Annotated in this window: 18 protein-coding genes; 6 read left to right on the top strand and 12 right to left on the bottom strand. The window is 43.9% G+C overall.

Translation table 11 applies throughout. From position 1 onward, the window contains the following. Positions 1-433: 433 nt before the first annotated feature. Entirely contained in the window at positions 434-1582 is a 1149-nt protein-coding gene (locus AXI57_RS14430; protein WP_003327717.1) for a S8 family peptidase, read from the top strand. Between the two features lie 37 nt (positions 1583-1619). Here the strand turns inward: AXI57_RS14430 and AXI57_RS14425 are convergent, their stop codons facing one another. Further along, positions 1620-2912, bottom strand: coding sequence for a M48 family metallopeptidase (locus AXI57_RS14425; RefSeq protein ID WP_061670455.1), 1293 nt, complete (start codon positions 2910-2912; stop codon positions 1620-1622). A 205-nt stretch (positions 2913-3117) separates the two neighbouring features. Here AXI57_RS14425 and AXI57_RS14420 point away from each other — a divergent pair, with 205 nt between their 5' ends. Continuing rightward, complete coding sequence (locus AXI57_RS14420; protein ID WP_003327719.1) at positions 3118-3513, top strand: YhfM domain-containing protein; 396 nt, start codon at positions 3118-3120, stop codon at positions 3511-3513. Between the two features lie 55 nt (positions 3514-3568). On the opposite strand, the gene AXI57_RS14415 is transcribed toward AXI57_RS14420, so the two are convergent. From AXI57_RS14415 to AXI57_RS14400, 4 genes are all read right to left on the bottom strand, one after another. Then, positions 3569-5110, bottom strand: a complete 1542-nt coding sequence (locus AXI57_RS14415) for a fatty acid--CoA ligase family protein (RefSeq protein ID WP_061670454.1) — start codon at positions 5108-5110, stop codon at positions 3569-3571. A gap of 134 nt (positions 5111-5244) precedes the next feature. Beyond that, complete coding sequence (locus AXI57_RS14410) at positions 5245-5889, bottom strand: SDR family oxidoreductase (protein WP_061572524.1); 645 nt, start codon at positions 5887-5889, stop codon at positions 5245-5247. A gap of 86 nt (positions 5890-5975) precedes the next feature. Further along, complete coding sequence (lplJ, locus tag AXI57_RS14405) at positions 5976-6971, bottom strand: lipoate--protein ligase (RefSeq protein ID WP_061670453.1); 996 nt, start codon at positions 6969-6971, stop codon at positions 5976-5978. Between the two features lie 12 nt (positions 6972-6983). Then, on the bottom strand, positions 6984-7718 hold the full coding sequence (locus AXI57_RS14400) for an MBL fold metallo-hydrolase (protein ID WP_061670452.1): 735 nt from the start codon (positions 7716-7718) through the stop codon (positions 6984-6986). 157 nt (positions 7719-7875) lie between these two features. Between AXI57_RS14400 and yhfH the strand changes: the two genes are divergently transcribed. Together yhfH and AXI57_RS14395 are read left to right on the top strand one after the other, a co-directional pair. Then, positions 7876-8010, top strand: coding sequence for a protein YhfH (gene yhfH / locus AXI57_RS20985; RefSeq protein ID WP_010788137.1), 135 nt, complete (start codon positions 7876-7878; stop codon positions 8008-8010). Positions 8011-8294: 284 nt separating this feature from the next. Next, the gene (locus AXI57_RS14395; RefSeq protein WP_003327726.1) at positions 8295-9584 is read left to right on the top strand and encodes a cation:dicarboxylate symporter family transporter; all 1290 of its coding nucleotides are present in this window, start codon (positions 8295-8297) and stop codon (positions 9582-9584) included. 97 nt (positions 9585-9681) lie between these two features. On the opposite strand, the gene AXI57_RS14390 is transcribed toward AXI57_RS14395, so the two are convergent. After that, positions 9682-10722: a M42 family metallopeptidase gene (locus AXI57_RS14390; RefSeq protein WP_003327727.1), complete on the bottom strand. Its 1041-nt coding sequence runs from the start codon at positions 10720-10722 to the stop codon at positions 9682-9684. Between the two features lie 163 nt (positions 10723-10885). On the opposite strand from AXI57_RS14390, the gene AXI57_RS21590 reads away from it, so the two are divergent. After that, entirely contained in the window at positions 10886-11056 is a 171-nt protein-coding gene (locus AXI57_RS21590; protein ID WP_155723730.1) for a hypothetical protein, read from the top strand. 262 nt (positions 11057-11318) lie between these two features. Beyond that, positions 11319-12296, top strand: a complete 978-nt coding sequence (gene fabHB, locus AXI57_RS14380; protein ID WP_061670451.1) for a beta-ketoacyl-ACP synthase III FabHB — start codon at positions 11319-11321, stop codon at positions 12294-12296. Positions 12297-12349: 53 nt separating this feature from the next. On the opposite strand, the gene AXI57_RS14375 is transcribed toward fabHB, so the two are convergent. The 6 genes from AXI57_RS14375 to AXI57_RS14350 form a co-directional block, all read right to left on the bottom strand. Further along, positions 12350-14677, bottom strand: a complete 2328-nt coding sequence (locus AXI57_RS14375) for a YhgE/Pip domain-containing protein (RefSeq protein WP_061670450.1) — start codon at positions 14675-14677, stop codon at positions 12350-12352. A gap of 73 nt (positions 14678-14750) precedes the next feature. Beyond that, positions 14751-15323 carry a TetR/AcrR family transcriptional regulator gene (locus AXI57_RS14370; protein WP_003327731.1) on the bottom strand — a complete coding sequence of 191 codons (573 nt, stop codon included), beginning with the start codon at positions 15321-15323 and terminating at the stop codon, positions 14751-14753. Positions 15324-15496: 173 nt separating this feature from the next. Continuing rightward, positions 15497-16909, bottom strand: a complete 1413-nt coding sequence (hemY, locus tag AXI57_RS14365) for a protoporphyrinogen oxidase (protein ID WP_003327732.1) — start codon at positions 16907-16909, stop codon at positions 15497-15499. A 21-nt stretch (positions 16910-16930) separates the two neighbouring features. Further along, positions 16931-17863, bottom strand: a complete 933-nt coding sequence (hemH, locus tag AXI57_RS14360) for a ferrochelatase (RefSeq protein WP_003327733.1) — start codon at positions 17861-17863, stop codon at positions 16931-16933. 70 nt (positions 17864-17933) lie between these two features. Then, positions 17934-18989: a uroporphyrinogen decarboxylase gene (gene hemE, locus AXI57_RS14355; RefSeq protein ID WP_061670449.1), complete on the bottom strand. Its 1056-nt coding sequence runs from the start codon at positions 18987-18989 to the stop codon at positions 17934-17936. A gap of 121 nt (positions 18990-19110) precedes the next feature. After that, a complete protein-coding gene (locus AXI57_RS14350; protein ID WP_061670448.1) occupies positions 19111-21252 on the bottom strand; it encodes a transglycosylase domain-containing protein in 2142 nt (713 codons plus the stop codon). Positions 21253-21302 lie beyond the last annotated feature (50 nt).

The raw sequence follows: 21302 nt of genomic DNA, 5'->3' as shown, positions 1-21302 counted from the left end.
ATTTATTCTCCCTTTCTATAAGATTCAGATGAACCTATTTTACATTAATCAGAATTTTTTATACAAATTATTTTGTTATGCATACAGTGATAGAATATCAAAATAGTATTCGTTTCTTCTTGTCATTTGACAGGCAGGTCATTTGCACTGATTTTCTTGTTCGGAAAAATAAGAGATTCAGGAGATTCTGCCTGATTTCATCAGAAATTTCTACACCATGATCATTTACTCATGCCAATTTTCATTTTTTCTTCAATATTTTTAGATCTTTCGAGTCTCTACTGAAATAACGAGAGATGATATACCTAAATAGAATTAAAACGTTCGTAAAAAAATGGGTCTACTAAAAAACGTTTCCATCTATTACAATAAATTTACAGAATAATCCCAAAGATAGGATTATTCTAAATTCGATATAAGGAGAGGGTAAAGAGTGAGAAGCAGGAAATTATGGATCGGCTTGTTGTTTGCATTCACTTTAGTCTTTACGATGGCGTTCAGCAGTATGTCCCCGGCTCAGGCTGCAGGAAAAAGCAGTGAAGAAAAGAAGTATATTGTCGGATTTAAACAGACAATGGGGGCAATGAGCGCCGCAGCGAAAAAAGATGTCATTGCTGAAAACGGCGGAAAATTACAGAAACAGTTCAAGTATGTAGATGCGGCGACAGCGACTTTAGACAAAGAGGCTGTAAAAGAGCTGAAAAATGATCCAAGCATCGCATACGTAGAAGAAGATCACACAGCTCACGCATTAGCTCAGTCAGTACCTTATGGCATCTCCCAAATCAAAGCGCCTGCTGTACATTCCCAGGGCTACACCGGCTCTAACGTTAAAGTCGCTGTAATCGACAGCGGTATCGACTCTTCTCATCCTGATTTAAAAGTCAGCGGCGGAGCAAGCTTTGTCCCGTCTGAGCCAAACCCTTTCCAAGATGGAAATTCACACGGAACTCACGTTGCCGGAACTGTTGCAGCGCTTAATAACTCAGTTGGTGTACTTGGTGTCGCGCCAAGCGCATCCCTATATGCTGTAAAAGTTCTTTCTTCTTCAGGAAGCGGTGATTACAGCTGGATTATTAACGGAATCGAATGGGCAATTTCCAACAACATGGACGTCATTAATATGAGCCTTGGCGGACCACAAGGTTCAACAGCTTTAAAAGCAGTTGTAGATAAAGCTGTTTCTCAAGGAATCGTTGTAGTGGCGGCAGCCGGAAACAGCGGTTCATCAGGAAGCACAAGCACAGTCGGCTATCCTGCGAAATATCCTTCTGTCATTGCGGTTGGCGCGGTGGACAGCAATAACCAAAGAGCATCTTTCTCCAGCGCAGGCTCTGAGCTAGATGTCATGGCACCGGGCGTTTCAATTCAAAGCACACTTCCGGGAAGCAGCTACGGTTCTTACAACGGAACATCAATGGCTTCTCCGCATGTTGCCGGAGCCGCTGCATTGGTTCTTTCTAAGCACCCTAACTGGACAAACTCTCAAGTCCGCAACAGTTTAGAGAGCACTGCCACTAACCTTGGAAACTCTTTCTACTACGGAAAAGGCTTAATCAACGTTCAGGCAGCAGCGCAATAAGCAAAAAGAGAAGCAGGTTCATGCCTGCTTCTCTTTTTTATTGATCAGAATCTGGCTTAGATGTAGGGTTCTCTTCGGTTTTCTCGTTTGTTTCCGCATGCTCAATCCGCTCCATAATAGAAGGGTGGCTATTTCTGAACAACTTGACTAAAAGCGGCGGATTGACTTGGGTGAGCCCCGTTACAGCTAAATCCTGAAACGTATCGACAGCAGCTTTCCGGTCTCTAGTCAACTCCATCCCATATTGATCAGCAGCATTCTCCTGATAGTGGGAAACCGCATTTGAAAAAGGCGTTGACGCAAATGTCAGCACGGAAATCAGCAGAAGCAGCAAAGGAAGAGCCGCTATATCCCCTTTTCCATTGATATGAAGCCTTGCGCCGAAAGTACGGACAACCTGCCTGTAAATTTTATCAATCACATACAATCCCGCTAGCGACAGCAGCAAATAGCCAGCCAGTCCGATATAAACATGCTTCATGACGTAGTGGCCCATTTCATGCCCCATAATAAACAAAATTTCAGAATCGTTCAGTTTGTTGAGCGTCGTATCCCACAGAACGATCCGTTTATTGGCCCCGATCCCTGTCACATAAGCGTTCAGCGCATTTGTTTTTTCCGACATATTGACTTCGTACACGTGATCTGCCGGAATATCAGCTTCATTCGCCAAGGCTAAAATTTTGCTTTCCAGCTCTTTGTTCTGCAACGGGTAAAAATCGTTATATAGAGGATCAATGACAACGGGCTGTAAAAAGAACAAAAACAGGGTAAACGGCACGGTTAAACACCATGCATAAAGCCACCATCTTTTTTCATGCTTTGAGATGAGCCAGTAAAACACAAGCACACAGACTGTAAACAGCGGAAAACCGATCCAAAAATCAATGATTTGGTCTTTTGCCCAACTGGCCGCTGTTTGTGTCGAAATGTTATAGTCAAGAGCCACCTGATAGCCGATCCAGTCTAATGGCAAAGTGACTGCTGCGACGATAAGAGACAGTACAAACACAAAACCGGCCACCTGCAAAAACTGAAATCGCACAGCCGTTGCCATCCACTGTTTAATTTTCTTTGAAATGCCGGTAATTAATAGAATAAAAAATAAAAACCAATCAAGCGGAATGCCGATAAAAAATAAAAAGTTCTTTATGTTTGAATATTGTTCCGCGACCGCCAGTTGAGACGGCTTCATAAACGAGGCAGGATCAGCTTCCGTTCCTCTTACAGCTTCAGGCACAGCGGCATCGCCCGTCATAAAGAGGTACCAATAAATAAAAAGGCCGTATAACACATAAACAAGGCCCGCTCCCGCAATCCATTTGCGCATCGTTGTCTCACCCCTTACATCACTAACTTTACTTCTATTGTAATCATTTTTTTAGATTCTTAGAACCAAGCCCTTTGTTTCTCCCATGACTGCCAAATGTATAATCAACCTCACACAGCTTCAATCATTTGTCAATTTTTTCTCAATATATGGGGATGGAAAGCTTTACTGCTGGGGAAACTATGAAATGTTTGGAGTGATGTGCATGAAAAAAATAGTGGCGGTCATCGTCGTTCTCGGTCTTATGCTTGTTGCTTTTTTCTATCTGTACAGCCGATCAGGAGACGTTTTTCAATCGGTCAACGCAGATTTGATTACGTTGTCTTCGGACAAAAATGAAGTTATCGAAATTGAAAGAAGACAGCATGTAAAAGATATGCTGGACATCATGAACCAGGGAAAACAAATAAAGACAGACAAACAGTCAAATCCTGACTATGAAGGAACGGTGAAGTTCCATGAAGATCGCTTTGATTCATTCAGCTTATGGTTCGATGATAATAAACAGGCTGTCTTTTTACATGAAGGAACGTATTACAAATTAACCCGAAACGATACGAAGGCTTTGCAAACCATTATCAAAAAAGAAGCAAAAGATTGACCGTTCAACGCAGCATGAAAACGCGAAGCCCTTTTGGCTTCGCGTTTTTTGTATGTCATTTAGGCAGGGTATCCCTCAGCGCCCTTCTTAAAATCTTCCCTGTCGCGTTTTTAGGAATTTCCTCAAGAAAGATAATCGCGGCGGGACGTTTATATTTGGCAAGATGCTTTTCACAATGCTGCATAATCTCTTCTTCCGTTAAAGAAAGCCGTTTCGGCACAATATAGCAATTGACCGCCTCCCCGCTTTTCGCATCAGGCACGCCTATCACAACAGCTTCTTTGACATCTTCATGGCTGTACAGCACCTCTTCTACCTCGCGCGGATACACATTATACCCCCCGACAATAATCATGTCCTTTTTACGATCCACAATGTAAAAGTAGCCATCCTCATCACGTCTGGCCAAATCCCCAGTATACAGCCATCCGTCTTTTAACGCATGCTTCGTCTCGATCGGCATCTTGTAATAGCCCTTCATTACATTGGGGCCTTTTACGATCAGCTCCCCAACCTGATGATCCGGCAGCTCACGGCCGAGAGGATCGACGACTTTATTTTCTACGTGTAAGATGTTTGTCCCAATGGAGCCCGGCTTCCTCCCTCTGTCAAACGGATTAAAGCAGGTGACCGGAGAAGCTTCGGAAAGCCCGTACCCTTCTAAAATGGCAACGGAGAATTTTTCTTCAAAAGCGTTTAATAGAGCGACCGGCATTGAAGCGCCGCCTGAGATGCATAATCTGATAGAAGCAAAATCATGTGGAGAACCTTTTTCATACTGATATAAGTAGTTATACATTGTCGGAACGCCGGCAAATATGGTCGCCTCCCGGTCTTTAACCAGCTTAAAAATAGCCGCCGGGCTGAATTGAGGCTCAATCAGCACACAAGCTCCGCTCATAAGCGGTGCGTTCATACAGACGGTTAAGCAAAACACGTGAAACATCGGCAACGCGGCGACAATTTTGTCTCTCTCATCCATTCCCAGATAACCGGCGACATCATTTGCATTAGAGTATAAATTTTGATGGGTCAGCATGGCGCCTTTCGGTTTTCCCGTTGTTCCCGAGGTGTATAAAATAACAGCGGTGTCATCATGAGAGAGCTTCGGGTAGCTTCGGCTCCGATTGATCGGATTCATCATCTTTGTAAACGTTGTCATTTTTGTTTTTACCTGAGGCTCTTCCGCCTCCGGCTCTTCTGTGCTTGTTTGGCTTAAAATCACGTGTTCCACCTTAGGCAAGGCTTCATGCATGCGCTCATACACCGGCAGCAGCTGATCAATACCGACAATCGCTTTCACATCGCTGTTTGTCAGCATATAGCCGATTTCTGTCGGTGTGTATGTCGGGTTAATCGGCACAACCACAATTCCGGCTTTCAGCGCTCCAAAAAACGAGATGACAAAATCAGGTGTATTGCCGAGCAGCAGCGCAAGATGGTCCCCTTTTTCCATCCCTAAATCCTGCAACCCATTGGCAAATCTGAAAATGCTCTCTCTCAGTTCTTCATACGTAATAGACTCGCCGCCAAATATACAAGCGGTTTTGTCAGGTTTCACAGCTGCTGTTTCCTCTAATTTGGAAACCAGATTCATTCTCCCACCCCTTTTGTAAAAAATGAATGAATAGCCATTCATTAAACGAAATAAGCTTTCCCCCTTATTATAGAGAAACAGGAAAAAACACTCAAGAGCAAAAAGCCCCGAGTGTCAGCAAACGCTTATCAATTTTACAAATTTTTCAATGCCTCGGCGATCGGTGTTTCTCCCGCTGTCAGATCGAAGGCTTGATTTTCTGTATTGGATTCGTCTAATGAAGCTATGACAGCTGCCGCCACATCGTCGCGGGAGATCGAGCCTCTTTCTACATCAGCGGCTGCGGAAACAAGACCGGTGCCCGCTTCGTTCAGAAGGCCTCCCGGGCGGATAATCGTATATGTTAATCCGCTTGCTTCAAGGATTTTATCTGCGTAATGCTTGGCTGCATAATAAGGTTTTAAAGACTCATTCCAATTTTCACGATTGTGGGCTTGCAGAGCGCTGATCATGATAAACCGCTTGATTCCCGCAATCTCGGCCGCTTCAATTGCTTTTGCCGCTCCGTCGAGATCGATCAATAGTGTTTTATCATGTCCTGTGCTCCCGCCTGAACCCGCTGTAAACACAATCGCATCACAGCCCTTTGCAGCAGCCGCGATTTCTTCCGGGCTTCCTTCTAAGTTAGCAATGACAGCCTCTGTGCCAGATGCTTGAAGCGCCTCTTTTTGCTCTGGTTTTCTGACCATCGCTCTGACCGTATGGGCGCCGTTTTGCTGAAATTGCCCGACAAGCCTTTGCCCGATCTGTCCGTTAGCTCCAATTAAAAACACCTTCATTATGCATATCCCTCCTATCATTTCTTCTTATATTATTTCAAAACTGCTTTTACATATCAAACGATGCGTTTATGCAATGTTCTTTATTAATAAATCAATTCTAGAAAATCGTCTGTTCCGATCTTTCCGAAGTAGTGTTTCATATCAAAGCCTTCTAAAGCGTCTGCAATCGCCTTGCGCTCGTATTGTTTTCCGATCAGCGCGTTTTCAATATCAGCTACATCTCCGACACCAAAGAAATCTCCGAATATGCTGCAGTCCTCTATGATTCCTTTTTTGACTTCCAAGCGCAAATCGATTGATCCAATCGGAAAGCGCTTTGAGTGCTGCAGGTTGAACTTCGGAGATTTCCCGAAATTCCAGTCCCAATTTTGATAGCGTTCTTCGGAAATCTTGTTAATGATTTTCCAGTCTTCTTCCGTCAATTTATATTCAGGCACCTTGGTAATGTCATTTGTATTGAAAATATGGTGAAGCAAATGGCTGCGAAATTCGTTTGTCGACATTTTATCATCAAGAAACTCACTGATATTTGCCACACGGCTTCTGATGGATTTAATGCCTTTTGATTCGATTTTATCCTTCTTCACCTTTAACGCCGACACCACATTGTCAATTGCTGAATCCAACAGAAGCGTCCCGTGGCTGAAAATCCGGCCTTTCGTCGCAAACTGGGCATTCCCCGAAATTTTCCGGCCGTTTGCGACAATATCGTTCCGTCCGCTTAATTCAGCATCAACGCCAAGCTGTTTCAAAGCCTGGATCACCGGCTCTGTGAACTTCTTGAAATTGTGAAAGCTGTCCCCGTCATCTTTTGTGATGAAGCTGAAATTCAGATTTCCCAAATCATGATAGACAGCACCGCCGCCTGACAGACGCCGAACTACAATAATTCCGTTGTCCTCAACATACTTCGTATTGATTTCTTCAATCGTATTTTGATTTTTCCCGATAATAATCGACGGCTGATTCACATAAAAAAGCAAATAAGGCTGCTCGGGATCTAAATATTTCAAACAATACTCCTCAATCGCAAGGTTTATCCTCGGATCATTTATATTTTGATTATCTATAAATAACATGCTGCTCCTCCTTTATTTTCCCCACACAAGACCTGACTTCGCAATATCCACGTTGCCATGAAAAACGGTTTTCGCTTCATCGCGCAGACGCTCATGCACACCAAAGTGCGGCAAATGTGTGAGAAGCAATTCTTTTGCGCCCGCCCGCTCAGCGATGCGTCCCGCTTCAAGGCTGTTCATATGGCCTGCGCTTTTTCCGTCTTGATCCGCGTAAAAATTGCACTCTGATATCAATAAATCAGCATCTTTGGCAAATGGAATAAATGAATCCTGATAGCTTGAATCGGCTGTATACACAACGGTATGGATTCCATCAGTAATTCGCATGGCATAACAAACGACCGGATGAACGGTTTTTAAGAAAGTGATCGTAAAAGGACCCGCGGTCAGCGGCTGATCCGGATGATAAGCCATTCCTTTTGTATGTGATTTATATGTAAGCCGCTGAAACTGTTCTATATCAGCATTATGGCCGTAGATCGGAAGCGCTTCCTTTCCTTTACCGAGAAAAGAACCGACTTGTTTGGCAAATTGCAGCGGCCCGATGTCTGCGATATGGTCATGGTGATAATGGGACAGTATGACGGCGTCCAGCTCTTCAGCAGGCACATATGCAAATAGCTTTGACAAAACAGCGCTTCCGCAATCGACAAGCAAAGAGTAATCACCCGATTGAAACAGATATCCCGATGTCGCTTCATGTGCAGCAGGAAATCCGCCATAGCACCCGATAACAGTAACTTTCATATTGTCCTCCCATCTATTCTTTAAAAATAACCCCACTCCAATATACCTATTTTTCTTAAAAATTGCATGTTTTAAACATTGTATCAAAACAGTTATTGATTTTTACAATCTGTTATATTACAATGATGTCATAACAAAGGGAAAAGAGGGATTGGTTATGTTAGGGAAAATTACAGAATTTTTTAGAAACCTGCCTTCTAAAAAGTGCGGGGAATGCGGAAAAGAGATATCTGAACAGCATGAGTGTTATGGAAATGTTTGCGATCGTTGTATGAAAATTAGCGATATGTAAATAAAAAGAAATTCCTTATCTCACTCTTTTGCAGTGGGATTTTTTTATGAGCATTGCTTTTCTGACTGATAATTCTAAAATAATGATTCATTTTAAACAGGACAAACCTCACCTTAATTGGATGATTATAGAAGGTTTACTGAATTTGTCAGATTATTCTATATTTTCTAACTCTATTTAACTATAGACGAAATGTTTTCTTATCCAGTATAATTTGATCTATTAGTGAGAATTAATATATGTCTTTTATGATATATTAGTATTTTTTCTTCGGGAGGGTATCTATGAAAAAATTACGCTTTGGATTAGCAACTCAAATATTTGTTGGTCTTATACTCGGGGTAGTCGTAGGGGTCATTTGGTATGGCAACCCTGCGGTAGTTACGTACTTACAGCCTGTGGGCGACTTGTTTTTACGTTTAATTAAAATGATTGTCATCCCGATTGTTGTCTCAAGCTTAATTATCGGTGTAGCCGGAGCGGGAAGCGGCAAGCAAGTCGGTAAACTTGGATTCCGTACTATTCTCTATTTTGAGATAATTACAACATTTGCGATTATTCTCGGCCTTGCCCTTGCAAATCTATTCCAGCCGGGAACGGGTGTTAACATCGAAAGTGCGCAAAAATCAGACATCAGCCAATATGTTGAAACAGAGAAAGAGCAAAGCACGAAATCAGTGGCAGAGACATTTCTCCATATTGTGCCGACAAACTTCTTCCAATCATTGGCTGAAGGCGATCTGCTTGCGATCATTTGTTTTACCGTCTTATTTGCATTAGGAATTTCAGCAATCGGCGAAAGAGGAAAGCCTGTTTTGGCCTTTTTTGACGGTGTATCCCACGCTATGTTCCATGTGGTGAATCTTGTCATGAAAGTGGCGCCGTTTGGAGTTTTCGCTCTTATCGGTGTTACCGTTTCCAAATTCGGGCTCGGTTCATTGCTTTCCCTAGGAAAGCTCGTCGGATTAGTTTACGTCGCGCTTGCTTTCTTCTTAATCGTAATCTTTGGGATCGTCGGTAAACTTGCCGGCGTGAACATATTTAAATTCCTTGCCTACATGAAGGACGAAATTTTACTGGCGTTCAGTACGTCCAGTTCAGAAACCGTTCTTCCTCGCATCATGGAAAAAATGGAGAAAATCGGCTGTCCAAAAGGTATCGTTTCTTTTGTCGTGCCGATCGGATATACGTTTAACTTGGACGGCTCTGTGCTCTATCAATCCATTGCCGCCCTGTTCCTAGCGCAGGTGTACGGAATTGACTTGACGATTTGGCATCAGATTACACTTGTACTCGTCTTGATGGTCACTTCTAAAGGTATGGCTGCCGTGCCTGGCACTTCTTTTGTCGTCTTGCTTGCGACATTGGGAACCATCGGCGTTCCGGCAGAAGGACTTGCCTTCATCGCAGGTGTTGACCGGATCATGGATATGGCCCGTACTGTAGTAAACTTGACAGGTAACGCACTGGCTTCAGTTGTTATGTCAAAATGGGAAGGCCAATACGATCCTGTTAAAGGAGCGGAAATCATGAGCCGTTCTAAAACAGAACAAGACGCTACGATTTCCGGTTAATCAAAAAGCCTGCCGGACTATAGTCCGGCAGGCTTTTTGTTATGTTTGTCAGCCTGATCACTTCGGCTGATTCTAGTGAACCATAATCTTCTCCCTTTTATACCATAGGAGATTGCACATAATAGTATAAAAGCTTGGCAGTATGGCGCAGAGACGATTCATGGGTGCGCTCAAACGCGTGTGACGCATCAATGCCCGGACCGATCAGCCCATGGACGATATCATGTCCAGATTTGATTGCTGCTGACGCATCTGAGCCGTAATAAGGATAGATATCAAGCTTATACTCAATCCCATGTTTCTCCGCCAGCTCTGTCAGATGCTTTCTCAATTGATAATGGTACGGTCCGCTGGCATCCTTTACGCAAATAGAGACTGTATATTCATCTGTTGCTTGCCCGTCTCCGATAGCCCCCATGTCAACAGCCAAGTATTCTACCGTTTCCGCCGGAATATTGGAATTCCCGCCATACCCGATTTCTTCATTATTAGAAATGAGAAAATGAGTGGTGTACGGCAGCTCGATCTCTTCTGTTTTGATTTGGCGGATCAATTGCAGCAGTAAGGCGACACTGGCTTTATCATCAAGATGGCGTGATTTGATAAAACCGCTCGGCGTAACCTCTACACGCGGGTCAAATGAAACAAAATCACCGACTCCAATGCCCAGCTCCTCTGTATCACGCCTGCTGCGCACCGGTTCGTCAAGCCGTATCTCCATGTTCTCCTGATTGCGTTCAGCCTTTCCCGCATCTTTGTAAACATGCACAGAGGTTTGATGCATCAAAATGGTGCCCGTATACGTTTTTCCTGAAGAGGTTTCAATTTGGCAGTACTCGCCCTCAATCGAGTTATAGCGGAATCCCCCGATTAAATCAATCTTAAGTCTGCCGTCAGCTTTTATTTCCTTCACCATAGCGCCGAGTGTGTCAACGTGCGCCGTCAGCATCCGTTGGCGCTCTTCATTTCGTCCCGGCAACGTTGCGATCAAACCTCCCTTATGATTTCGAATGGTTTCTACCTTCCACTCTTTTAAGAGGCTTTCAATATATGCAATCACCTCAAATGTATTTCCCGTTGGACTTGGTATTTGGACAAGCTCTTTGATAAGCTTCATTGTTTTTCGAACTGACGTCAAAACCATTCCTCCTTTTTATCATTCTATTTCTTCTTAAAATATACTCTTTACCCGATGGACACGTCCAATCTTTTTCTATTCATTCTTCATATGTTGTAGGGAGGCATGGGAATAGGAGGGGTATCTATGTGCTGTCGTCATTCACATAAACGGAAATTCCACGATGATTGGTTCGATGATTTCTGGTTCTTTGATGACTGGTTCGATAAAGATTGCCATGACCACGACCCTTGTAAAAAGAAGAGAGAGTGTCATGACCCTTGCAAAAAGAAAAGAAAGAAACACCATTGTGGCTGTAATTGTAATAAACACAGAAGCTGGTAAATCCAAATAAGAAATATTCTTTATGACCCATGCTGAAAAGAATATTTCTTTTCAAGACTTCTTCCAAGCAGTTTGAATGATTTTCTGCTTGGGGGAGTTTTTTTGTTTCGCGGCTCAGCCGGGTGATACAGAGGACGGTGTTAAAGATCAAATACGTTCCCTCTCATCCGTTATCTTCTCTCTTTTTCACAAAATACCTTCTTATTTTGCTATTCTTTAGTACCAGATACTAATATCTAATGTTATAATCTGATCATAAAGGAGTGGTGACATTGTCTAAGGCAAAAATTTCAGCCATTGGCACCTATGTGCCGAGCAAGCGTTTAACAAATAAAGATCTTGAAAAAATTGTTGATACCTCGGATGAATGGATTGTTCAGCGTACAGGGATGAAAGAGCGCCGCATTGCCGGTGATCACGAATTCACCTCTGATTTTTGTATTGAAGCTGTAAAGGATTTACAGAGACGATATGAAGGCACTCTGGAAGATGTGGATATGATTCTTGTAGCCACGACCACATCGGACTATGCATTTCCGAGCACGGCCTGCCGCGTTCAAGAGTACTTCGGCTGGGAACAGACCGGCGCTCTTGATATCAATGCAACGTGCGCGGGGCTGACATATGGGCTTCATATGGCAAATGGATTGGTTACATCCGGCCTGCACAAAAAAGTGATCGTTATCGCCGGGGAGACATTATCAAAAGTAACGGATTACACTGACAGAACGACCTGCGTCCTGTTTGGCGATGCCGCCGGCGCATTATTGGTTGAATATGATGAACAATCCCCTGGCTTCTTGGCCTCCGTTCAGGGTACAAACGGCAATGGAGCCGATGTTCTGTACCGCACAGGGCTGCGAAGCGATCTAAACGGCCAAAAGCTCGAAGAAACGGGGAAAATGGTCCAAAACGGCCGTGAAGTATACAAATGGGCCGCCAGAACGGTGCCTGCGGAGTTTCACCAGCTCATACATAAAGCTGACTTGCGTCCAGAGGACCTCGATTGGTTTGTTCCGCACAGCGCCAATATGCGCATGATTGAGTCTATTTGTGAAAAAACATTGTTCCCCGCAGAAAAAACACTCACAAGTGTTGAATACTTCGGAAATACGTCTTCTGTTTCAATTATTCTGGCGCTTGACTTAGCTGTGAAGGCAGGCAAGCTGAAAAAAGACCATACGCTAGTGTTATTTGGATTTGGCGGAGGGCTGACTTATACAGGCTTACTGATAAGATGGGGATTTTAATAAAAAAGAACTTGTTTCCGTGTTCGGAAACAAGTTCTTTTTTTAAAGCTTCATTATGCCGGCTGATCCTCTGTTGGTGTTTTTTCTTTCCGGCTCAAGATTGTAAAGTAAGTAATACTTAACAGGATCATCACAAAAGCAATACCGAGTAATATACCGGCCTGATGCCACATGTAAGCGAAATCTCCGTTTGAGATAACCGCCCTGAATCCATTAATGCTGTACGTCATCGGCAATGCCCAGTGGATGACCTGATAGAAATTCGGGAGCAGTTCTAACGGGAATGTTCCGCCGCTTGCTCCGAGCTGCAGCACCAGAATGATGACCGCAATAAATCGGCCCGGATTGCCCATCGTCGTCGCCAATAATTGTATTATTGACAGGAAGGCGAGACTTGTAATGATGGTAAAGACATAAAATCTCCAGGTGCTTTCTACATCAAGTCCCAAGCCTTTCAATAGCACTGTGGCCACGATCAGGGCCTGAATCACCCCGACAAGCACAATAACGCTAAACTTGCTGAAGAACCATTCAAAGCCGTTTCTCGGCCGTCCTGAGGCTTCTTTTAGCGGGAACACGACTGTCAGCATCAAACCTCCGACATACAAGCCCATAGATAAAATATACGGGGTTAATCCGGTACCGTAGTTAGGAACGGAATGAATCGCATTATCGTCTGTCTCAACCGGTTCGGCAATCATGCTGTATGTCTTGTCATCTGCTTTGACATCTCCAGTTTCATCAGCCGCATCCTTCAGTTTATTTGACAGTTCGCCTGTTCCGTCCAACAGTTTGCCAAGACCGCTGTCTAGCGACCCTGATCCTTCGGCAAGCTGAGAAGAACCGTTTTGCAGCTGATTAGTGCCGTCTAAAAGCTTCAACAGGCCGCCTGACACTTGGGAGCTCCCTGAGACTAATTCACTTGATCCGGCTTTTGCTTCAGCAAACTTTTTATTGTATTCGCCAATACCTGCCGTCAGTTTATTTTGATTTTCATTTATCGCTTGCGCTCCGGTGTAAAGTTTAGTTGTTCCTTCCTCCAATTGGTTAATGGCATTTTGAATGTCGACCGCTCCGTTATATAGCTTAGACGTGGCCTGAGGGAGTGCCTTCAATTCCTGCACTTTTGCTTTCACTTCTTCCAGCGAACTTTTTATACCTGAGATATCAGGAAGATTCCCTGCTGAAGGAAGCTGATTCAAAATCTTATCCACATCGGGAAGATCAATCTTCGGAAGCTGGTTATCGACTGAATTGATTAATTGACTTTTTTGTTCATCTGTTAAAAATTTACTTGAATTGATAATATTTTTTAATGCTTTATCACGATTTTTAATATTTTGTTCGAGCTCTTTCAGTTGTTTGCTGAATTTCTGCACTTCTGTTTCTGTGTCTTGAAGATTTTTAATTGCTTGTTCGAGCCCGCTTGTATCTATCGAATTAATGAACTTTTCGGCCTCTGTCACTTTTTGAGAAGTCTCTAAAGCCTTCTGATTCATCTCATTGAGTCCATTTGTCAGATTCGGAATATTTTTTTGCAATTGGCGTTGGCCGTCTAAACCTTGTTTCAGGCCATCGCTCAGCTCACCGGTTTTTTCTGCAAGTAGACCAGCATTTTCATAGATAGTATTACTGCTTTCTTGGAATTTGCCTAACGAGCTGTCTAGCGTTTTAATGCCGCTCGTCACTTTGGCCGCTCCGTCTGACAGCTGTTTCGTTTTATCACTGAGGGTTGCGGTGCTCTCAGTCAGTTTCTCCAAATTCTCTTTCAGCTGCGAACTTCCGTTTTTCGCGTCTTTTGTACCGTCATCAATTTTCTTTGCTCCGCTGCTCGCGTCGCCTAAACCTTTGGCAATATCCTTAAAGTTATCAAAAATAACTTCAGCGTATTGCTTTGTCACTTCTTTTGACACAGAGGCTTTCAGCTTATCTATTGCCTTTTCGCTGATTGTCGCTCCGACATAGTTCGAACCGGCATTCGTATGGTACTTTAAATCCAGTTTTTTCGGATTTTTCTCAAGCACGGTGCTGGCATTTTTTGAGAAATCTTCCGGAATCTCGACAACTAAATAGTATTTTTGATTTAATAAGTCCTTTAAAGATTGATCGAGATCGTCTGAAAAGTGCCAGTCAAAATTTTCATTGTCTTTTAATTCTTTTACCAGGTCATCGCCGATCTGAAGATTTTTCCCTTCATATTTTTCCCCTTTGTCTTGGTTCACCACGACAACCGGGAGCTGATCGACTGTGCCGTAAGGGTCCCAATATGCCTTTAAGAAAACCCCGCTGTAAATCAGCGGAACAAACAAAATTGCGATAATGGGGATTAATAGCTTTTTACTTGTCAGGATGTCTTTCCATTGACTCCGTATTGTGCTCATCCTTGATGCCTCCTAATTAAAACTGACTCATTCGCGGGAACGGCCATCCAATCTCTAAAAAAGGAAGGATTATCTAAGTAGACAATCCTTTCACTACATACAACTCCAGCAGCTCTGCAATCGTTTCTTTTGTGAGCGGCTGGTGATTTTTTTCCCAATCAAAAATAAGGGCAATATAAAGCTTCAGCATAATAAAGGCGGTCAGCTCGGGATCACACGGTTTGATTTCACCGCTCTGAACGGCCGCTTCTATCTTTCTTGTAATGTAAAGAAGAATCATGCGTTCCATCTTTTGAATGACCTCTTGAACTGCCATTGTACCAATCTCAGCATTTTCTTGGAAGATCTTAATGGTCAGCTGATGTGTTTTTCTAAATTCAAGAATCGCAAACAGCGCCCGATGAACATTTTCATGAAATGGCAGGTCCGGGTCCATCGCTTCGTCCGCCGTTTGCTTCATTTCTTTTAATAACGTAGAAAAAATGTCGTCAAACAGCTCTTCCTTGTTTTTAAAAAAAGTGTAGATGGTTCCCTTTCCTACATTCGCAAGCTTCGCTACCAAATCCATTGTGGTCGCTTTATAGCCGAATTGTGTAAAAGACTTTGTTGCCGCATCCAATATAAGCTTTTTTCGATCTATGGACATGTTTTACACCTCAATGAATTGACCGTTTGAACAATTTAGTCATTAAGTACATAAGATAATTTAACATAACGCCTTAAAAGATTCAATTATTTTTTACGTAGTGTTGGTTTGCCCATATGCTGAGAGAACATGTAAATCAGCATAAAAAAAATCCTCCGCAGAGGAGGATTTCATCATTCGAATAAATAAGCAAGTACGTCTGAAACGGCGCTTTTCCCTTGGTCGATACAGTCCGGAATCCCAACGCCTTCGAATGAAGCGCCCGTCATGTAAACTCCCGGATAGGAAGCAGCCAGTGCTTCGCGCACTTTTTTTATACGCTGTTTGTGGCCGACATGATATTGGGGCATACTCTCATTCCAGCGTGTGACGCACGTCATTTCAGGTTCGCCTTTGATTTTCATGACTTTCTTTAGGTCTTCTAATACAATTTTGATAATCTCATTATCAGACAGTTCGACGATTGATTCATCACCCGCTTTTCCGACATAAGCCCTGAGGAGCGTTTTGCCTTCCGGAGCAGAGTGCGGCCATTTTTTATTCGTCCAAGTACAGGCCGTTATTGAAAAATCACTGTTTCTTGAGATGACAAAACCCGTTCCTTCATGTTCCATTTGGACAGCCTCTTGTGGAAAGCCAAGCGCGACATTCGCCACAGAGGTAGAGTGCATGTCTTTTAACTGGCTGACAGCTGGCAGATCCGGAAACATTCCGGCAGCCGATTTGTGCGGTGAGGTCACAATCGCGGCATCGGCATCCAGCGTCATCCCGTTATCAAGAGCGATGGAGCAGCCCTTTTCCCCGCGGCTGATATTGGTTACTTTTGTACCCTTGTATACCTTCGTCAGCTTCAGCTGGTTTTCCAGCTCTTCGACGAGTGTCTGCAAGCCGGTCTTTAAGGTTTGGAATTGCCCTTGTTTTTTAGCCGTTAACTGCTGTCCGGAGCCCTGAGGCCTTGTTTTTTTCATGCCGAGGATCAAGCTTCTGTGCTTTTGTTCGGTCTGATAAAACTGCGGGAACGTCGACATCAGGCTGAGCCTGTCAATGTCACCCGCATAAATGCCGGATAATAACGGCTCAATCAAATTTTCAACAACTTCGTCACCGACACGCCTGCGGAAGAATTCACCCAGGGACTGATCTTCCTTCGGCTTGCTTGCGGGCAAAACGAAATCCATAGCCGCGCGCGCTTTGCCGGAAAATGAAAATAAGCCGGTAGACATAAATGGCGCTATTTTAGTAGGTATGCCCATAACAGCGCCCTTTGGCATCGGGTGAAGCGTTTCGTTAACCAGCACATAAGACTGCCCCGTCGCATTGTTGACAAGCAAATGCTCAAGGCCTAAATCTTTGACAAGCTCCGGTGCGCTTTTTTTTCTTTCTAAAAATGAGTCCGGCCCTCTTTCAATAATATAACCGTCCTTGCGGGCCGTTTGAATTTTTCCGCCAACTCTCGGGCTTGCTTCGACTAACGTCACAGAAAGAGGCAAATTTTTCTCTCTGATTTCTTTTTCCATATAGAAGGCGGAGGCCAATCCCGTGATGCCGCCGCCGATGATGACAAGATGCTTTTTGCCGTCACTCATTTCAATCGCCTTCTTTAACTTTTATTCCCCAATTTTTTTCAATACTACAGTTGCTAAAGCATCAATGAATTCAGGCTTTGCGTTTGGCATTTCCGGCCGGTAGTAGCTGGCGCCGATATCGTCTGTTACGACTTTGCACTCATAATCATTGTCATACAGCACTTCTAAATGATCAGCGACAAATCCCACAGGCACATACACAAATGCTTTGTAGCCTTTTTGTTCATACAAGTCGCGTGTTAAATCCTGTACATCCGGACCGAGCCACGGATCAGGCGTGTTTCCTTCACTTTGCCAGCCTACGGCATATTCGGAAACGCCGGCTCCTTCAGCAATCATTTTTGCTGATTCATGAAGCTGGTCGGGATAAGGGTCGCCAAACTCCTTGATTTTTTCAGGAAGGCTGTGCGCGGAAACGATCAGTACGGCTTTGTCTCTTTCCTCTTTCGGCATCGCTTCGTACGTATCTTTAACTTGATTTGTCCAATATGACACGAATTTCGGTTCGTCATACCAGCTTTCAACAGAGGTGATCGTTAATCCGCCAAGCTTTTCGGCTTCTTCCTTCGCACGTTTATTATAAGACTGAACACTGAATGTGGAAAAATGCGGAGCAAGCACAAGGCTCACCGCTTCCGTAATACCGTCTTTATGCATTGCGGCTACCGCGTCTTCAATAAACGGTTCGATATGTTTCAGCCCGATGTAAACTTGGAATGTGACATCATTCTGGATGCTGTTCAAATGCTGCTCAAGCTTTTCAGCTTGTTCCTGCGTAATTTTTGCAAGCGGCGAAATGCCCCCGATGGCTTCATATCTGTCTTTTAAATCTTGAAGCATGTCGGGTTCCGGCTTTCTGCCTCTTCTGATATGTGTATAATAACGTTCTATATCTTCTTCTTTATAAGGCGTGCCGTACGCCATAACGAGAAGCCCCATTTTCTTCTTACTCACTGTTTAACACCCTCTTTAGATGATCTAACATAATTTTGACAGGCTTTTGGCGAGATACCAAAGGATATGCTCAGGAATATTGCCCCATTTTCTGCTCATGAGAATACTCATGAACAAACGATGTCAGCTTCTTCAAAACGTCAGGGCTGACATCGGGGAAAACCCCGTGTCCAAGGTTGAAAATAAAGCTGTCAGATTTCATGCCTTGGTCAAGTATATCTTTTGCTTTCTTCTCAATAACGTCCCATGGGGCCAGCAGGATCGAAGGGTCCAGATTGCCTTGAACCGTTTTGGTGATCCCTTGAGCCCTGGCTTCATCAACGCCCAATCTCCAGTCCAGGCCGACGACATCAAGCGGGAGATCATGCCAATCTGACGCTAAATGGCTTGCGCCGACACCGTGCATGATAAGCGGTACATTTTGATCAGCAAGCTCGGTGAATATTCTATTCATGACAGGTTTGATATACGTGCGGTAATCCGCCTGATTCAGCGCGCCGACCCATGAATCAAAAATTTGAAAGGCTTTTGCGCCTGCCTTAATCTGCGCTTTGGCATACACAATAATCATGTCAGCCAGCTTATTCATCAGCTGATTCCACGCGTCCGGCATACTGTACATGAATGCTTTTGTTTTATTATAGTTTTTTGACGGACCGCCTTCGATCATATAACTGGCCAGTGTAAAAGGTGCACCTGAGAAACCGATGAGCGGAACGTTCAGCTGCTCATTTACGAGTAGCCGAATCGTTTCAAGCACGTAAGGAACATCCTGTTCAGGCTCCAGCACGCCAAGCTTTTCGATATCCTGTAACGACCGGACCGGATTATCAATGACTGGCCCGATACCGTTTTTTATTTCCACATCAACCCCGATATACGGAAGAGGGGTCATAATGTCTTTATAAAGGATTGCGGCATCGACGCCGTACTGCTCGACGGGAAGCCTTGTCACATATGCGCACAGCTCAGGCTGATGCGTAATTTCGACCAAACCGTATTTTTCCTTAAGCGCCCGATATTCAGGCTGTGAACGCCCTGCCTGTCTCATATACCAAACAGGCACATGATCTGCTTTCCCGCCGCGTGCTGCTTTTAATAATGTCTCATTAAATGCTTTACTCATCTCTCATTTCCACCTTTCATCCTGCAACCATACGTTCGTATTCATCGCTCATTACACTATACCTTGTTTTATGCGAATGGTATATAAATGAAGCGCAAAGTTCAAAAAATCGCCGAATTCATTAAGAGGAAAATAATTTGGGCTGAACGTAATCGGTGCCTTCCCCTTCTTTTTTCGTCTGTGTATTATAAGGCACAATTTTATATGAAGCGCCTGAGAACAAGTTGGCATAAGGAATGTCATAGCTGTTTTTCCCTTCGGTTGAATCAAGGAGCGTTTCCTCGCCGTCTTTTTTCACATATATCCTGTAAACCACTCTCTTATCCTCTTGAGCGTCCCACTTTAATACAACTGTAAACAACCCCGCCGCTTTAAACGTATAATCAGCGGTTACTGTTTTTACCGGTTCCAGCACAATCGGGCTTTCCAGTTCTTTCACTTTGTCCGGTTTGCTGAATGCAGATCCATTCTCGCCGGCCTGTGTCAAAATATCCTTAAACAGTCTTGTCGGATAAGAGCTTCCCCCTTTTAAATAATGGTTTTTATCAGTTTTATCATAGCCCATCCAAACGGTTCCTGCAGTATCTGGCGTATAGCCGGCAAACCAAGCGTCTTTTGTCGCGCCCTGGATTTCAGTAAAAGATGTAGTCCCTGTTTTCCCCGCCAGATCGCCATGATAGACCCCTGACGTCGCGGTGCCTTTTTTCACGACCTGCTGAAGCATTCTTGTCATATTCCAAGCGGTTTGTTTGCTGAATACCCGTTTCGCGGACTCTTTATGGCCGGCTACAGTTTCACCGTCTTCATCTGTTATTTTTGTGATGAAAAATGGTTCTGTATAGGTTCCTCCGGCTGCAAAGGTATGAAAAGCGCCGGCAAGTTGAAGCGGCGAAACGCCCTTTTCCAAACCGCCCAGCGCAAGCGCCAGACCGTCGTCAGGTATATCAATGCCGTTTGCTTTTAAATAAGATTTGGCGGTTTCAATTCCGACTTCGTTTAATGTCCAGACAGCGGGAGCGTTTTTGCTGTAGGTAATGGCATCTGACATAGTCACCTCTCCCCCGTACTGTCCGTCATAGTTTTTCGGCGTGTAATCTCCATACGTTTTCATTTCATCCTGAAGAAGTGAATAGGGCTTAAACTTCTTTTCTTGCATGGCCGGCCCGTATACCGCCAGCGGTTTAAAAGTAGAACCGGGCTGCCGCACCGCTGTTACGCGGTTATAACCCCGGGATGTATATTCTCTCCCGCCGATCGCCGCTTTTACACCGCCTGTTTTGTTATTGATGAACACCGCGCTTCCCTCGGCGTTCTCATCCGTTCCCGGATAATAACGGGATTCCTTCATGAGCGTATAGGCTGTTTTTTGAAGTTTGGAATCAAGCGGCACTTTAATCGTATAGCCGCCTTGAAGAAGCTGTTCTCCGGAGATGGAATACTTCGTCTCCGCTTCTTTCATTACAAGGTCAATGTAACTGTCAAACCACGGCGTTTCAGATTTTTTCTTGATGTGCAGCCCTAGGGTTTGACCTTGGGCTCTGACCGCTTCCTTTGCGCTGATAATGCCTTGTTCATTCATCATGCTGAGAATGGTATCACGGCGCTCTTTGTTTTTGTCAGGGTGCAAGATTGGCGAATAAGTAGACGGCGCCTTAGGAATGGCCGCCAGTACAGCGCCTTCTGACACCGTTAAATCCTTAACCTCTTTATTGAAATAATAGTGTGATGCCGCTTGAATGCCGTATACGCCGTGCCCGAAATAAAGCTGGTTTAAATACATTTCAAGCAGCTTATCCTTGCTGTAATCCCGTTCAAGATTTATGGCAATAATCACTTCTTTTGTTTTTCTTAAAAATGTCTTGTCATTAGTCAAAAAGATGTTTTTGGCAAGCTGCTGCGTGATGGTGCTTCCGCCTTCCACCTTGCCTCCCGCTAAGATATCACGGTAAACCGCCCTTCCGACAGACTGCAAATCAATTCCATGATGCTCGTAGAATCGTTTATCCTCAACAGCCACAAATGCTTTGCTGACATGCTTCGGTATATCGTCAAAAGTGACAGGCTCGCGGTTTTCAGTGTAAAGACTCGCAACTTCATCGCCGTTTTGATCAACTATTTTAGATGAAGCATGAAGAATAAGCTTCTTTTCATCAATAACATAATGGCCGAGAAAAATAATTGAAATGTATCCTATTAAAGCGAGAAAAGCGGTTACAGCTAAAATGAATAAAGGAATGATGATTCTCTTTTTCTTCTTGAACATAAACTCACCTCGCCTTTCTACGTGTAGTATGGGAAAATTTGTTTCGAATT

Source organism: Bacillus atrophaeus, from assembly GCF_001584335.1.
Lineage (GTDB): Bacteria > Bacillota > Bacilli > Bacillales > Bacillaceae > Bacillus > Bacillus atrophaeus.
Note: the sequence above shows the minus strand (reverse complement) of the source record. Positions and strands in the feature narration are given on the sequence as shown.